Source organism: Pseudomonas sp. UME65, assembly GCF_014170225.1.
GTDB classification, from domain to species: domain Bacteria; phylum Pseudomonadota; class Gammaproteobacteria; order Pseudomonadales; family Pseudomonadaceae; genus Aquipseudomonas; species Aquipseudomonas protegens.
In genome coordinates, this window is record NZ_LZZQ01000016.1 from 172,639 (window position 1) to 187,914 (window position 15,276).

Below are 15,276 nucleotides of genomic sequence, written 5' to 3' on the forward strand. Positions count from 1 at the left end.
AATGGACTTCAACTACGACGATACCCAGAAAAAACATGCGGCCATGATCGCCCAGGTGTGTGCCGAGCAACTGGCGGCCTGTGGCAATGAACACTCGCGGTATTTCACTGCCCGGCAATGGGCGATCTGCGGCGAGGCCGGATTGCTGGGGCTGTCGATTCCCCGGGAATACGGTGGCCAGGGCCTGGGTGCACTGTCGACGGCCATTGCCATGCACGCCTTTGGCCTGGGTTGCACAGACATGGGCCTGGTGTTCGCGGCGGCGGCCCACCAGTTTGCCTGTGCGATGCCGATCGTCGAGTTCGCAACAGCGGAAACCAAACGCGATGTGTTGCCCAAACTTGCCAGCGGTGAATTCATCGGCTCCAACGCGATCACCGAACCCGAGGCCGGCTCCGACTCCAGCAATTTGAAGAGCCGTGCCTGGCCCCAGGCCGATGGCAGTTATCGCCTTGACGGCCACAAGAGCTTTGCCGGCAATGCGCCGATTGCCGACATCTTCGTGACTTATGCCACCACCCAGCCCGAGTACGGTGCCCTGGGGGTCAGCGGTTTTATCGTCCACCGCAGCAGTGCGGGGCTCAGGGTCAGTGAGCCCCTGGACAAGGTATGCCTGAGAAGCTGCCCCGCGGGTGAAGTGTTCTTTGACGATTGCAGGGTTCCTGAGGTCAACCGCCTGGGTGAGGAGGGGCAGGGCCGGCAGGTGTTCCAGAGCTCCATGGGCTGGGAGCGTGCCTGCCTGTTCGCAGCGTTCCTGGGGATGATGGAGCGGCAACTGGAACAGACCATCGAGCATGCGCGCACCCGGCGCCAGTTTGGCAAGCCGATTGGCGACAACCAGGCGGTTTCGCACCGTATCGCGCAAATGAAGCTGCGCCTGGAGTCGGCGCGGTTGCTGCTGTTCCGGGCGTGCTGGGGCATGGACCAGGGCGATCCGGGGCAGCTCAACATTGCCCTGTCGAAACTGGCCATCAGTGAAGGGGCGCTGGCATCGAGCATCGATGCGGTGAGGATTTTCGGCGGCCGGGGCTGCCTGGAGTCTTTCGGGATCGAGGCGATGCTGCGCGACTCCATCGGCACTACGATCTTTTCCGGCACCAGCGACATGCAGCACGAGATCATTGCCCGGGAGCTGAAGCTATGAAGCTGCTCCATGAACGGATGATGCACAGCCTTGCCCGCTACCCGCGGCAGACGGCGGTGGTGGTTGAGCAGGATGCCTTGAGCTACGAGGCGCTGGAGCTCAGGACCCGGGAATTCGTGGCGATGCTCTGTGCCCTGGGGGTCGGCCAGGGGCAGCGGATACTGCTCTGGGCGCACAAGTCGGTGGACCTGGTGGCGGTCATGCAGGCGGCCCTGCGGCTGGGGGTGGTGTATGTGCCGGTGGACCCTCTGAGCCCGGTGTCGCGCCTGGAAAAGATCGCCGGGGATTCCCAGGCCGTGCTGGTCCTCTGCACCGCGGCACGCCAGGAAGAACTTGCCGGCTCCGCGCTTGCCCAGGTGCGCAGCGTGGTCCTGGACGACCCGGCCAGCGCCGGCTACTGGCGCAACATCGATACCGGCTCCAGCGTAGTGCCGACGCTGGACATCCAGCCGGACGATCTGGCCTACATCCTCTACACCTCCGGGTCCACCGGCGTGCCCAAAGGGGTTGCGCTCAGCCACGGCAATGCCCTGGCTTTCGTCGACTGGGCGTGCGAGCGCTATTGCTTCCAGCCTGGCGAGCGTTTCGCCAACCATGCCCCACTGCATTTCGACCTGTCGGTCCTGGACATCTACTGCGCGCTCAATGTGGGCGCGACGGTGTGCCTGGTTCCCGAGTCGATCGCGTTCTCGCCGCGGCTGCTGACCGACTTCATCCGCCAGCACGAAATCAGCATTTGGTACTCGGTGCCCTCGGTACTCATGATGATGATGCAAGACGGCGACTTGCTCAGCGATATCCAGGACACCCTGCGGGTACTGTTGTTCGCCGGCGAGCCTTTTCCGATCAAGCACCTGCGTGACCTGCGCGCGGCCTATGCCGATGTGCGTCTGGCCAATCTCTTCGGCCCCACGGAAACCAATGTGTGCACCGCATTCGAGGTCGGCGCCATCGATCCCGAGCGCGTGCTCCCGGTGCCCATCGGCACGGCCGCCTCCGGCAACCAGGTGTGGGCGCAAAAGCCTGATGGCAGCCGCTGCGCAGTGGGTGAAGAAGGTGAGCTGGTGGTGCAGGGGCCTACGGTCATGCTGGGCTATTTCGCCAAGCCGGCTCAGGAGGGGCCCTACAAGACCGGCGATATGGTCAGGCAGCGGCCTGACGGCAACTACGAATACCTGGGGCGTCGTGACGACATGCTCAAGGTGCGTGGCAACCGGATCGAGCGCGGGGAAGTCGAAGCCGCGCTGCTGGCCCATCCCCAGGTCAGCGAGGCCGCCGTGCTGGTGGTCGGGGAGGGGATGAACGCGCAGTTGTGGGGCGTGCTGGTCGCTCACACCCGGGGCGCTCTTTCGCTGATCGACCTCAAGCGCCACTGCGCCCAGCGCCTGCCTCGCTACATGATCATCGACAAGGTGCTGTGCCTGGACGCACTGCCACGCAACGCCAATGGCAAGGTCGATCGCTTCGCCCTGGCCAGGCAGGTGGAGGGCTGACCCATGGGAACTCCATCACGCGTGGCCAAGGACGCCTGGTTTCCCTATGCCAGCCGGCCTCGGGGCAAGATGCGCCTGTTCACCTTTCCCTATGCCGGGAGCGGGGCCTCGGTCTTTCATCGCTGGTTCCTGCCCCTGTACGACCAGGTCGACCTGTATGCCTTGCAGTTGCCGGGCCGCGAGGGTCGCAGCCAGGAGGCCTGCTACAGCGACATGCAGGCGGCGGCCAATGACGTGGCCGACTGCCTGGAGCAGTTTGGCGATGATATCCCCTGCTGTTTCTTCGGCCACAGCATGGGCGCCTTGCTGGCCTTTGCTGTCGCCGGCGTGCTGCAGGAGCGGCGGTTGCCGATGCCGCAGCAACTGATGCTCTCGGGCATGGTTGCGCCCCATGTGCGGCAACGGGTAGCACCGCTGCACCAGCTGCCGGCAGAGCAGGCCATCGCCGCGCTGCAGGCCATGGGGGGCGTGCCGGCGGTGGTGCTGGCCGAGGAGGACCTGATGCAGATGTACCTGCCCATCATTCAGGCCGACATACAGATGGTCTACTCCTACGCCGGTGCCCAGCCGCAGCCGCTGGACACCCGCATGATCTGCCTGAGCGGCGCCCAGGACCTGATTGCGCCGCCTGCGCAGATGCAGCAGTGGCGGCGCTACACCCTGGGCGGCTTCGAGCAGTTCGTGTTTGCCGGTGGCCATTTCTTTCTCGACGCCCAGGTCATGTCGCGGGTCAAAACAGTGCTGGGCAGCGCCCTGCACAATCAGCCTGGCAGTCTGGCGGTGTGAGCCGACTATTGGGCAATGGCCGCGAGGCCGGACCTGGCGAACAGCTTGAAGTGGGCTTTCAGGGCGTTGGCGTCGTGTTGCAGGACGGCTTGCAGCGGGCTGGGCTGCTGGCGATCTATCACCGCCAGCATCAGGCAGGGCGCGATGATGCTGATGGTGCAACGCGCCAGCGCCGGGTCACCGATCGGAAAGCTGGTGATCTCGCTGATGAGCGCTTCCAGCAGACGGAATTTGGGCATCACTTCTTCTTGCACAAGGCTGGTGAAATGGACAGTGGGCGCCAGTATTTCCCGTGCACAGACTTTGCTTTGCCAGCTCTGCTCATCGAGCACCCGGGTGACGATGGCATCGATGAAGCTATCGAGCTTGATCAGCGCCGGCTCTTCGCTTTGCGCCAACTGCGACAGGGCTTCGAAGCTCACCAGCTGCTTGTGTCCCTCGATCAGCACCGCCTTGTACAGGGCTTCCCGACTACCGAAGTGGTAGTTGATGGCGGCGAGGTCGGCGCCGGCTTCTTCACAGATGAGCTTGCTCGCGGTGTTGGCATAGCCATGCTGGGCAAACAGGCGGGCAGCCACTTCGAGAATGCGGATTTTAGTGTGTTCGCCGTCGCTTCTGCTGGTTCTGCGTCGCGTGTTCATGATGTTCCTCGTGGTCTGAGCGGGGGGTTGCTTCATGGCCAGTATCTGTTATTTTCTAATTTAAATTCAAATTGAATTTTAATTAGGCCTTGGCAAACAAAGGACTCATGGATGAAGAAGCAGTTGATTGTAGGGGTTGCCGTACTGCTGGTGGCCACAGCGAGTGTTTCCTGGTTTCTCCTTCGCCCCGAGAAGCAGAACGACCACCTCAAGCTCCATGGCAACGTCGACATTCGCCAGGTGTCCCTGGCGTTCGACGGCAGTGAGCGAATCGCCGCGCTGTATGCCGAAGAGGGCGACCTGGTGCAGCCAGGCCAGGTCCTGGCGGAACTCGACACACGCACACTGCGCCTGGAAATAAATCGCTCCAAGGCCAGGATCGGCGCCCAGGAACAGGCGCTGCTGCGCTTGAAAAATGGCACACGGCCTCAAGAGGTCGAGCAGTCCAAGGCACGTTTTGATGCCGCCCAGGCGCAAATGCAACTGGCTCAACTGCACATGCAGCGCCTGCGCAGGATCGCCGACGACACCCAGGGCAAGGGCGTCAGCCAGCAACGCCTGGACCAGGCAGCCGCCCGCTTGCAAGTGGCCAAGGCCCAGTCGCAGGAGCAGCGCGAATCCTGGACCCTGGCCAAGATCGGCCCACGCAATGAAGACATCGCCCAGGCCACGGCCGACCTGCAAGCCTCCAGGGCCGACCTGGACCTGCTGGAACATTACCTGGCGCGCGCTCAGCTCAAGGCACCGACCCAGGCCAGGATCCGCACGCGCCTGCTGGAGCCGGGGGATATGGCCTCGCCCCAGCGCCCGGTGTTTGCCCTGGCCCTGACCGACCCCAAGTGGGTACGGGCCTATGTCAACGAACGCCAGTTGGGCCACATACGTGCGGACCAGATGGCGCGGGTCTACACCGACAGCTTTCCCGACCAGGCCATCGACGGCAAAGTCGGCTACATCTCCTCGGTTGCCGAATTCACCCCCAAGTCGGTGGAAACGGAAGACCTGCGCACCAGCCTGGTCTACGAGATCCGGGTGCTGGTCAAGGACCCTGACGATCGCCTGCGGCTTGGTATGCCGGCGACTGTCTACCTTGACCAGGCACCGGTGGCCGGGGCCACGCCATGAGCGCGCCAGCGGTAACGGTTCAGGCTGTTGAACTGGTCAAGCGCTTTCGCAGTGGAACGCGAGAACAGTTGGCTCTGGAGCAGGTTTCTCTGGAGGTGCCCAGTGGCAAGTTGAGTGCCCTGGTGGGGCCGGACGGGGCCGGAAAAACCACCCTGTTGCGGATGATTGCCGGCTTGCTCAAGGCCGACGAAGGGCTGTTGAAGGTGTTGGGGCTGGACGTCGCCGCAGATCCGCAGCAGGTGCAGGACCTCATCAGCTACATGCCCCAGAAGTTCGGCCTGTACGAAGACCTGACGATCCAGGAAAACCTCGAACTCTACGCCGACCTGCATGGCGTGCGCGCCCAGCAGCGCGAGGAGCGCTTTTCCCGGTTGCTGCAGATGATGGACCTGACGCGTTTTCGCGACCGGCTGGCCGGACAGCTTTCCGGCGGCATGAAACAGAAACTGGGGCTGGCCTGTACCCTGGTCCGTTCACCGCAACTGTTGCTGCTGGACGAGCCCACCGTGGGGGTGGATCCGCTGTCGCGGCGGGAACTGTGGAGCATCATCGAACAACTGATCGAGCAGGAAAACCTCACGGTGCTGATCAGCACTGCCTACATGGACGAGGCCCAGCGTTGCGCCCAGGTCTTTGTGCTGTACCAGGGGCGGCTGATCGCCCAGGGGCCACCGGCGCAGTTGTGCCATCTGGCGCAGGGCCTGTGCTATGGCGTCGGCCCCGAGGCCGGCACCCCGGCCAGGCTGTTGCAGGCGCGCTTGCTTGACGACAATGAACACATCATCGATGCCGTGCCCGAAGGCGGCATGGTTCGCTTTATCCGCAGCGCCCAGGTGCCTCTGCAGGCCATTCCATCCCTGGCTGGCCAGGCCTCTCCCCAGGCGCTGGAGGCCCGCCTCGAAGATGGCTTCATGGTGTTGCTCCGGCAACAGGTTGGCAGCGTTGCAAGCCTGGACGAGCCGGCGCAGGCGCCCGCCAGCGACGGCCAGGGCGACGCTGCCTCTGGGCGTGCGGTGGTCATCGAGGTCCGCGACCTGGTGCGCAAGTTCGGGGACTTCACCGCGGTTGCCAGCACCTCGTTCGAGGTGTTGAAGGGCGAGATATTCGGCTTGCTGGGCCCCAACGGAGCCGGCAAGACCACCACGTTTCGCATGCTTTGCGGTTTGCTTCCCGCCTCCAGCGGGCACCTTGAGGTGGCTGGCGTCAACCTGCGCACCGCACGGGCGGCGGCGCGGCGCAAGATCGGCTACGTCTCGCAGAAGTTCGCCCTGTACGCGAACCTGTCGGCCCTGGAGAACCTGCGCTTCTTCGGCGGCGCCTATGGCCTGCACGGCGCGAAGCTGAAAGCGCGGGTGGCGTTGATGCTCGAACAGTTCGACCTCGACGAACACAAGCACCTGCGCAGCGGCGAGCTGCCCGGTGGCTACAAGCAGCGCCTGGCCATGGCGGTCGCGCTGCTGCACGAGCCGCAGATCCTGTTTCTCGACGAACCCACCAGCGGTATCGACCCCTTGGCCCGCCGGGCATTCTGGCGCCGTATCACCGCCCTGGCGCAAAGCGGCACGACGATCGTGATCACCACCCACTTCATGGAAGAGGCCGAGTACTGCGACCGTATCGTCATCCAGGATGCCGGACGGCTGCTGGCCCTGGGCACTCCGGAACAGGTACGCCACCAGGGCAGCGAGTCGCTTGCCGACATGAACAGCGCCTTCATTGCCGTGGTCGAGCGTGCTCGGGCCCAGGCCAGCGCCCCGGTGCAGTGAGGAATGACCATGACTGACTCCAATCGATCCGCCTCAGGGTTCAGGCGCAGGCTCATTGCGCTCACCCGAAAGGAGTTGCGCCAATTGATGCGTGACAAGAGCAACCTGGCGATAGGCATTGTCCTGCCCATCGTACTGATCCTGATATTTGGCTACGGCCTGTCCCTGGACATTCGCAACACGCCGCTGGCCGTGGTCCTGGAAGACAGCTCCCCCAGCGCCCGCAGCGTGGTGGCGAAGCTTGCGAGTTCGGACTACTTCTCGGTGGTCCAGGTGACCAGCATGGCCGAGGCCCAAGCGCTGATGGACAAGCGTCGGGTCGACGGCATCGTGCGCGTGCCGGCGGATTTTTCCAGGCGCCTCGAACAGCAGGATGCGCGCTTGCAATTGCTCCTGCATGGCGCCGATGCCAACAGCGCGGCGACCCTTGGACGCTATGTCAGGGGCGCGCTGAATGTCTGGCAACAGCAGCAGTTCGACCGCTCCCGGCAGCCCCAGTCGGCCGGTCGGGTGCTGGTCGTCGAACGCATGTGGTTCAACGCCGCCAACAGCAGTACCTGGTACCTGGTGCCCGGGCTCATCGCCCTGATCATGACCCTGGTGGGTGCCTTCCTGACCTCTCTGGTACTGGCCCGGGAGTGGGAGCGGGGCACGCTCGAATCACTGTTCGTCACCCCGGTCAGGTCGATCGAAATACTCCTGGCCAAGATCATTCCCTATTTCCTGGTGGGCCTGCTGGGCCTGGTGATGTGCCTGGTTTCGGCGCGGTTGCTGTTCGAGGTACCGATCCAGGGTTCGCTGGTGCTCCTGCTGTTGAGCTCCATGCTCTACCTGCTGGTCACCCTGGGCATTGGCCTGCTGATTTCGGCGAAGACACGCAACCAGTTCCTGGCCAGCCAGATCGCGATCATCTTCAGCTTCCTGCCGGCGCTGATGCTCTCGGGGTTCCTCTTCGATCTGCGCAATGTGCCGACGTTCATCCGCGTGGTGGGCTCGATCCTGCCGGCGACTTACTTCATGGAACTGGTCAAGACCCTGTTCCTGGCTGGCAACAACTGGCCATTGATCGCCAAGAACCTCGCAATCCTCGCGGCCTACGCCGTGTTCCTGTTGAACGCTGCACGCCTGTGCACCCGCAAGAAGCTGGATTGAAGCCATGGACAAGCTGATGAATTTCCTACGCGAGTTGCTGTTCCTGTTTCAGAAGGAGTTCCTGGCCATCGTCAAGGACCCGGCCAACCGGGTGATCCTGATTGCCCCGGCGATCGTCCAGTCATTGCTGTTCGGCTACGGCGCCACCTACGACCTGAACTACGTGCCCTATGCCGTGCTGGATCAGAGCCAGGGGCGCGCTTCGACAGAGCTTTTGGCACGCTTCGATGCCTCCGGGGTATTTGCCCGAGTGTCGACCCTGACCAGCGTCGATGAGATCGCCCCGGTGATCGACCGGGGCAGTGCCTTGCTGGTGCTGCATATCGCCGCAGACTTCGACGAGCGCCTGAGCCGGCATGAAAACGCCGGCTTGCAGTTGATCCTGGATGGGCGCAACTCGACGACCGCGGGAATGGCGGCCGGGCATATCGCCAACCTGGTGGCTGACTTCAACCAGCAGTTCCTGGCGGTGGACAACGCGCCGGTACGCCTGGAGACCCGTGCCTGGTTCAACCCCAACCTGCAAACCCGCTGGAACATAGTGCCGGGCCTGATCGCCGCGCTGAGCATGATCCAGACCCTGATGCTGGCGGCGTTGTCGGTAGCCAGGGAGCGCGAGCAGGGCACCTTCGACCAACTGCTGGTGACTCCGCTGACGCCTTTCGTGATCCTGCTGGGCAAGGCCCTGCCGTCGGTACTGATCGGTCTTTTGCAGTCCAGCCTGATCCTCCTCATCGGCCTGTTCTGGTTCAAGATCCCCATGATCGGCTCCGTGCTGGACCTGTACCTGGGGCTGTTCGTCTTCACCAGCGCCTGCGTGGGCATCGGGCTGTCGATCTCGGCGCTGTCGGCCAACATGCAGCAGGCCATGGTGTACACCTTCGTGCTGATGATGCCGCTGATCCTGCTCTCCGGCCTGATCACCCCGGTGCACAGCATGCCCGAGGCCCTGCAACTGCTGACCTATCTCGATCCGCTGCGCTTTGCCATCGACCTGGTCAGGAGGATCTACCTGGAGGGGGCAACGCTGGCGGATGTGTCCTGGAACCTGGTGCCCATGTTTGCCGTTGCGCTGGTGACCCTGCCGCTGGCTGCGTGGCTGTTTCGCAATCGATTGGTGTGATAAGGAACGTCATGAAAACTACTCACTCTGGATACCTGCGTAATGGGCTGACGCTGGCCATGCTGCTGGCCATCACCGCCTGCACCGTCGGGCCCGATTTCAAGGCCCCGGCAGTTCCCAGCCCGGAACGCTGGACGGATTGGCACAGTGGCCCGCCAGCGTCTTCGGTGCCGGGCAAAGCCCCGGCGACCACCTCGCAAACCGCAGACGGCAACTGGTGGCAGGTGTTTGGCGACCCGGTGCTGGACCAGCTGCAGGCCCAGGTGCGCGAAGGCAGCCCGGACCTGCACACGGCCTTGCTGCGGTTTGCCCAGGTGCGGTTGCAACGCCAGATAGTCGCTTCCCTGGAAACGCCCGAAGTGTCCTTTTCCGCGGCGGCTTCGCGAAACCGGCAAAGCCGGTATGCGCCGAACAATCGAATGCTTGAAGCCTTGGGCAGCGACAGTGATGCCCTGGAAAAGGTGCTTACCGACCCTTATAGCCTGTACCAGGCCGGGTTCGACGTTTCATGGGAGCTGGATCTCTGGGGGCGGGTGTCACGCCTGGGTGAAGCCGCCCAGGCCGAGGTCGATGGTGCGGCCGCGACCCTGGACGACGTGTTGCTCAGTGTCTCCAGCGAGCTGGCGCGAAACTACTTCGAAGTGCGTACCGCACAGCGCCAGATCCGTCTTCTGGAGCAGGAGGCACAGATCCTGGCCGCGCACCTGCAAGTGGTTGCCGTCCAGGCCCGGGAGGGCGAGGAAGATGGGTTCGCGGTGGAACGCCAAGAGGCACGGCTGGCCTCGCTGCATGCACAGATACCGGGTTGGAAGGCGCTGCACACCCAGGCGGGCAACCGTATTGCGCTGTTGCTGGGGGAGCATCCCGGAGCCCTGGAAACCTTGCTCGCGGAGCGGCCTGATAATGCCTTGAGCCGCCCGCTGCCCAACCTGCAGTTGGGCCTGCCTGGCGACCTGGCCCGGGAGCGTCCGGACATCCGCGCGGCCCAGGCCCGCTTGCACCGGGCGACGGCGGGCATCGGAGTGGCCGAGGCCGAACTGTACCCGAGCGTGATGCTGGGGGCCGACTTCGGCTTCGAATCCTACAAGAGCGGCCAGTTTGCCGACTGGAGCAGCCGCACCTGGTCGGTAGGGCCGCGCCTGGACCTGCCGCTGTTCGACCGTGGGCGGCGCAGCAAGACCGTGGTCCTGCGCACACTCGAACAGCAAGAGGCGGCCGTGGCATTTCACCAGACCGTACTGGCAGCCTGGCAGGAAGTGGACGATGCGATGAGCCGCTACCACAACGAATACCAGCGTGCCGCGCACCTCAAGGACAGCTATGACAGCAAGGTCCGCACCTATGAGTGGACCCGCGTCCGGTACGCGGCCGGGGAGGCCAGCTACCTGGAGGAACTGGAAGCGCAGCGCACCGTGCTGGAGGCGCAGCGCGACCTGGTCAATAGCGACAGTCAACTGCGTACTCACCTGATCAGCATTTACAAATCCATGGGTGGGCATTCCACCTGAGCCCCTGAAACGCTGCCTCTGGCAGCACTCCCCCCAGACCCACTTTCCTAACGGAATAGGAAGCCATGCAAATGGATGACCTCTACAAGATCGCGCTTTTTTCGTCCCTGATACTGGTAGTGCCGGGGCCCTCAAACACCTTGCTGCTGGCCTCGGGCTTCAAGTTCGGCGTGTTGCGCTCGCTGCCACTGGTGTTGATCGAAATGCTCGGCTACACCGTTTCGATCTGCACCTGGGGCTGGGGGCTTGTGCTGCTGTCCCACGACTACCCGTGGCTGATCCACCTGATCAAGCTGCTGTGCGCCTTGTACATAGCGGCGCTGGCCTTGAAGACCTGGAAGACCTCTACCACCGGAGCCCAGCACACCGAGCGCTTTGAGAGCTGGCCACGGCACCTGTTGATTGCGACCTTGCTCAACCCCAAGGGGCTGATCTTCGCCAGTGTGATCTTCCCGGCCAGCTCATTCGCCAGCCTGGGGGATTTCCTGCCGTCATTGAGCGCTTTCTTCCTGGCACTGGCGCCAATAGCCTTGCTCTGGGTCTCGCTGGGGGCGGGCATTCGAGCCCAATACCTGGGGCGGGTTTCTGGACCGCTGTTTTCCCGGGGCACCGCCGTCGTTCTGGCGCTGTTTTCCGCCACCCTCACTTACACCGTGGTTCGTGCGGTGTAGGTGTTTTTGCCGCGGCTTTCAGCGCCCAAGTGAGGCTAGGGCAATGGCGCTGTTGAGAGAGGCCCTTGTACCCCCCGTGTTCCAGCACCGCTCTGTTGTCGCCAGCACCCGGGGGCTCATTCCACGTAGCGCAGCCACACATGGGTGCGACCGCTAACAGCCTCGACAACCGTTGAAACCACGGCTTGCCGGTCTTCCTCGGGGGTGTTGTAGAGCGCACAAAAATCGCTCGCCACCGCGCTGGCTACGCAAAGGTCGGCAGGCCCTGCACGCAGGAAGCCAAGGTAAGACGCGCCAACCCCCTTCATCCGGGATTTTGCTCGCCAGTGGGGCGGTTTTTGGGACGGCGCGCACCCACGGGCGCTGAGCGGTGGCGTTGATCCGATGAACAGGGCGTTTGGCGGATGCTAATCTGCGCCTTCCGGACAAACGGTGGGCCAGTGGATGCAGAGGATGTTGAGTGAAGCCGAGCTTCACAAGGTGCTGGAAGCGATTCAAAGCGACTCCTGCCATGACCTGAATCGTCTGTATGACGGGATGCAGATAGACCGGTGTGCTCTTTTCAATCAAGTCGCCATGGCGGTGGCCCGGCTCTTTATCGAGGGGCAGCGCGACTTTCATTACGGCGATGCGGTCATGAATACCTTGTTCAGTGACATTGTTGATGTGTCCTTGAACGCTGACATGCCCGAGCCGGCCTTTTCCATCTACCTCGCGTTTGATGCGGGAGAGTATCGTCACCCGGGGGATGGGCAGGATGAGTTGCCTTGGGAAAAGTGGACGCGGCCGGCGCTTGAACGGATTCTGCGCGAAGCCGATGAGGGGGCGTCGGCCGAGGTTTAGCCGGCCTGGGTCGCGGCCAGAACCGCCGGCGAACTCACGCGGTTTCGCTACGGCTCCAGCATCAAGCGGCGCCAAAGGATCTGTGGCAGCGCGACAGCATCGGCTGGCGCTTGCGGCTCCGGCCTCTCCGGCGCCTGGGCTGACGTTGCCTCGCGGGGCCCAGGCGCTCTTGTCGACTCGGTCGGGTCATCGGTCGGCGATGGGGTCATTTGATCCTGACCACCACCTTGCCCTTGGTTCGTCCCTGCTCGACGTACTGCAAGGCCTCTGCCGTCGATTCGAAACTGAAGCTGCGATCAACCACAGGCTTGATGATTCCGGCCTCGATCAGCGCGGTGATCTGTTGCAGCTGGGCGCCGTCGGCCCGCATGAACACAAAGGCGTAGCGGACGTCCCGCTGGCGCGCCTTGCGCCGGATACCGAAGCTCAAGAGGCGCATGACCTGCTGCAACGGCCAGGCCAGCCCTTGCTCCTGGGCGAATTGCACCGTGGGTGGCCCGGAGATGGAAATCAGCTGTCCGCCGGGCTTGAGGACCTTGAGGGACTTTTCCAGTACGTCGCTGCCCAGGCTGTTCAACACCAGGTCGTAGTCATGCAGGACGCTTTCGAAGTTCTGCTGCTTGTAGTCGATCACCTGATCGGCGCCCAGGGCTTTGACCCATTCGACATTCGCCGTGCTGGTGGTGGTCGCGACGAAAGCGCCGAGGTGTTTGGCCAGCTGGATGGCAAGGGTGCCGACACCGCCTGCGCCTGCGTGGATCAGCACTTTCTGGCCCTTTTTCAGTTGGGCGGTTTCCACCAGCACTTGCCAGGCGGTGAGTGCGACCAAGGGGATCGACGCGGCCTCGGTCATGCTGGTGTTGGCAGGTTTCAGGGCGATTGCGTTTTCGTTCACGGCGATCCACTGGGCGAACGTCCCGATCCGTGTTTCAGGCGGGCGCGCGTAGACTTCGTCTCCCGGCTTGAAGCGTTGCACTTGGGGGCCAACCTCAACCACGACGCCCGCCAGGTCGTTGCCCAGTACGAGCGGCAATGCATAGGGCAGGATCAGCTTGAATTCGCCGTTGCGGATCTTCGAGTCCAGCACGTTGACGCTGCTGGCGTGGACCTCGATCAACACGTCGTGGGCACCCAGCGTGGGCGTGGGCGCTTCGCCCATGCGCCCACTGTTCTTGCCATAGCGATCAATTAGAAAGGCTTTCATCGTGGTGCGGCTCTTGTCGGTTGGAATAGGTGTGGGCGGTGCTTGGGTGGGGTTGCTGTCATGGGGCTCTGTCCTCAAGGAACGCCCGGACCTTGGCCACGAAGTCCGCGTGGTACTGGAAAATGCCGCCGTGCCCGGCGTCCTCATACATCACTAGCTGTGCGTTGGGGACACGCTTGGCCAGGGCATGAGAGTTGATGCTGGGCACCATGATGTCGTTGTCGCCATTGACGATCAGCGTCGGCGCCCGCAAGCGCCCAAGATTCTGCGGTGCCTGTCTGCCCCACGCGGTGATGGCTTGCAACTGGCGCAGGAAGGCGCCGGGCGTTGGGCCCTTGTCGCGATGCTTGCTGCGGGCTTTCAGGCGTTGCAGATATTCCGAGGCGGCTCGACGACCATTGGGCGTCGAGGTAAAGAACAGGTAGTACTTGGGATCGCGCAAGGTCAGCAAGCCTTTGAGCATCAAGGGCCAGGTCACCGAGCCGACCTTGTCGATACCGGTGCCGCCGGCCGGTCCGGTGCCGGTGAGAATCAAGCGGCGCACCAACTGGGGGGCTTGCAGGGCGATGTCCTGAGCGACGAAACCGCCGAGTGAGAAGCCCAGGATATCGACGCTCTTGAACCCCAGGGCCTGTATCAGCTCAATGGCGTCTTGCGCCATGTCGCCGACCGTCAGGGGAGCGGTTCCACCCGAGCCGCCGATGCCGCGATAGTCGGTGGTGATGACTCGCCGGGTCTGTGCCAGCCCATCGATTATTGCCGGGTCGAAGTGGTCCAGCACCGCGCCCCAGTGGTTAAACAGCACCAGGGGCACGCCGCCCGCGGGACCGGTATCGCGATAGGCGAAGGGAATGCCCCTGACCATGATCGACTGGTTCGCCGCGTTGATGAACGACGTCTGCAAAGCCGGGGGGAAGGTTGTCTGCGTTGGATTCATTGCTACTCCGAACAGCGGACCGGATTCGTCGCAGTGCCTGCCGCGAATCCGCCGCCAATGCTCGCTACCTGAAGATCACTCTTGGGTCTGGTAACGCTGGGCAACCTCGGATTGACGGATGTGCCCCAGCAGGCCCTGACGTGCGCTCTGCAGGTCATCCCAGGGTTCAGCCTGTTGCAGTGGCGGGATGGTCACCGGTTCGCGCCGATCGAAACCGACCAGTGCGGCATCCACCAGATCGCCCACTTCCATGATTTCGTCCAGGGTATTGATGTCGACGCCGGAGCGGTCCCAGATTTCCGTGCGGGTGGCGGCCGGCAGCACGGCCTGCACGTACACGCCCCGGGGCGACAGTTCCAGGCTCAGGCCCTGGGACAGGAACAGCACGAAAGCCTTGGTTGCACCATAGACCGTCATGCCGAACTCCGGCGCCAGGCCCACCACCGAACCGATGTTGATGATCGCGCCGTCACCGGCTTTGGCCAGGCGCGGGGCAATGGCACTGGCCAGCCGCACCAGTGCCGTGGTGTTGAGGGCAACCAGTTGCGCAACGCTGTCGGTGCTTTGCTCGATGAAGTTGCCGGACAGCGCCGCGCCGGCGTTATTGACCAGGATGCCGATACGGGCGTCGTCGCGCAGGCGGCTTTCAACGGTTGTCAGATCGCTGAGTTGGGTCAAATCCGCTTTCATCACCTCGACGGCGACCCCGTGTTCGCCGCGCAGTCGGGCTGCAAGTGCGTCCAGGCGTGCCCGGTCGCGGGCGACCAGGACCAGATCATGGCCACGTTGCGCGAAGCGCTCGGCGTAGATGGCGCCGATGCCAGTGGAGGCGCCAGTGATGAGAACGGTAGGGCGAGTGTTCATGGGGTCATCTCTCTTTCAG

14 protein-coding genes and 1 pseudogene are annotated in these 15,276 nt (G+C 63.4%); 10 read left to right on the top strand and 5 right to left on the bottom strand.

Going from position 1 to position 15,276, the window contains the following annotated elements; all coding sequences use genetic code 11:
- Position 1 precedes the first annotated feature (1 nt).
- Genes pltE through A9971_RS26045 form a run of 3 tightly spaced genes read left to right on the top strand, consistent with a single transcriptional unit; the run spans position 2 to position 3,423 of the window.
- Positions 2-1,144, top strand: a complete 1,143-nt coding sequence (gene pltE, locus A9971_RS26035; RefSeq protein WP_011061083.1) for an L-prolyl-[peptidyl-carrier protein] dehydrogenase — start codon at positions 2-4, stop codon at positions 1,142-1,144.
- Positions 1,141-2,637, top strand: a complete 1,497-nt coding sequence (pltF, locus tag A9971_RS26040; RefSeq protein WP_182999890.1) for an L-proline--[L-prolyl-carrier protein] ligase — start codon at positions 1,141-1,143, stop codon at positions 2,635-2,637. The genes pltE and pltF overlap by 4 nt, the downstream gene beginning before the upstream one ends.
- Before the next feature lie 3 nt (positions 2,638-2,640).
- Positions 2,641-3,423 carry a thioesterase II family protein gene (locus A9971_RS26045; protein ID WP_011061085.1) on the top strand — a complete coding sequence of 261 codons (783 nt, stop codon included), beginning with the start codon at positions 2,641-2,643 and terminating at the stop codon, positions 3,421-3,423.
- A gap of 5 nt (positions 3,424-3,428) precedes the next feature.
- Here the strand turns inward: A9971_RS26045 and A9971_RS26050 are convergent, their stop codons facing one another.
- A complete protein-coding gene (locus A9971_RS26050) occupies positions 3,429-4,064 on the bottom strand; it encodes a TetR/AcrR family transcriptional regulator (protein ID WP_182999891.1) in 636 nt (211 codons plus the stop codon).
- A gap of 111 nt (positions 4,065-4,175) precedes the next feature.
- On the opposite strand from A9971_RS26050, the gene A9971_RS26055 reads away from it, so the two are divergent.
- From A9971_RS26055 to A9971_RS26080, 6 genes are all read left to right on the top strand, one after another.
- Positions 4,176-5,189: an HlyD family efflux transporter periplasmic adaptor subunit gene (locus A9971_RS26055; RefSeq protein ID WP_182999892.1), complete on the top strand. Its 1,014-nt coding sequence runs from the start codon at positions 4,176-4,178 to the stop codon at positions 5,187-5,189.
- Entirely contained in the window at positions 5,186-6,955 is a 1,770-nt protein-coding gene (locus A9971_RS26060; protein ID WP_041117996.1) for an ATP-binding cassette domain-containing protein, read from the top strand. The genes A9971_RS26055 and A9971_RS26060 overlap by 4 nt, the downstream gene beginning before the upstream one ends.
- A 3-nt stretch (positions 6,956-6,958) precedes the next feature.
- Positions 6,959-8,107, top strand: a complete 1,149-nt coding sequence (locus A9971_RS26065; protein ID WP_019093651.1) for an ABC transporter permease — start codon at positions 6,959-6,961, stop codon at positions 8,105-8,107.
- Between the two features lie 4 nt (positions 8,108-8,111).
- Positions 8,112-9,230 carry an ABC transporter permease gene (locus tag A9971_RS26070; protein ID WP_015635464.1) on the top strand — a complete coding sequence of 373 codons (1,119 nt, stop codon included), beginning with the start codon at positions 8,112-8,114 and terminating at the stop codon, positions 9,228-9,230.
- Between the two features lie 11 nt (positions 9,231-9,241).
- Positions 9,242-10,738: an efflux transporter outer membrane subunit gene (locus A9971_RS26075; protein ID WP_182999893.1), complete on the top strand. Its 1,497-nt coding sequence runs from the start codon at positions 9,242-9,244 to the stop codon at positions 10,736-10,738.
- 71 nt (positions 10,739-10,809) lie between these two features.
- On the top strand, positions 10,810-11,409 hold the full coding sequence (locus A9971_RS26080) for a LysE family translocator (RefSeq protein WP_169891728.1): 600 nt from the start codon (positions 10,810-10,812) through the stop codon (positions 11,407-11,409).
- Positions 11,410-11,525: 116 nt separating this feature from the next.
- Here the strand turns inward: A9971_RS26080 and A9971_RS33350 are convergent.
- Positions 11,526-11,711 (bottom strand): annotated as a pseudogene (locus A9971_RS33350) (hypothetical protein); the annotation flags it as partial.
- Between the two features lie 151 nt (positions 11,712-11,862).
- Here A9971_RS33350 and A9971_RS26085 point away from each other — a divergent pair.
- A complete protein-coding gene (locus tag A9971_RS26085) occupies positions 11,863-12,252 on the top strand; it encodes a hypothetical protein (protein WP_259652276.1) in 390 nt (129 codons plus the stop codon).
- A gap of 205 nt (positions 12,253-12,457) precedes the next feature.
- Here A9971_RS26085 and A9971_RS26090 read toward each other — a convergent pair whose 3' ends face one another.
- From A9971_RS26090 to A9971_RS26100, 3 genes are all read right to left on the bottom strand, one after another.
- Positions 12,458-13,456, bottom strand: a complete 999-nt coding sequence (locus A9971_RS26090; protein ID WP_161466859.1) for an NADP-dependent oxidoreductase — start codon at positions 13,454-13,456, stop codon at positions 12,458-12,460.
- A 58-nt stretch (positions 13,457-13,514) separates the two neighbouring features.
- The gene (locus A9971_RS26095) at positions 13,515-14,393 is read right to left on the bottom strand and encodes an alpha/beta fold hydrolase (RefSeq protein ID WP_182999894.1); all 879 of its coding nucleotides are present in this window, start codon (positions 14,391-14,393) and stop codon (positions 13,515-13,517) included.
- Positions 14,394-14,468: 75 nt separating this feature from the next.
- Positions 14,469-15,257: an SDR family oxidoreductase gene (locus A9971_RS26100; protein WP_015635469.1), complete on the bottom strand. Its 789-nt coding sequence runs from the start codon at positions 15,255-15,257 to the stop codon at positions 14,469-14,471.
- Between the last annotated feature and the right edge of the window lie 19 nt (positions 15,258-15,276).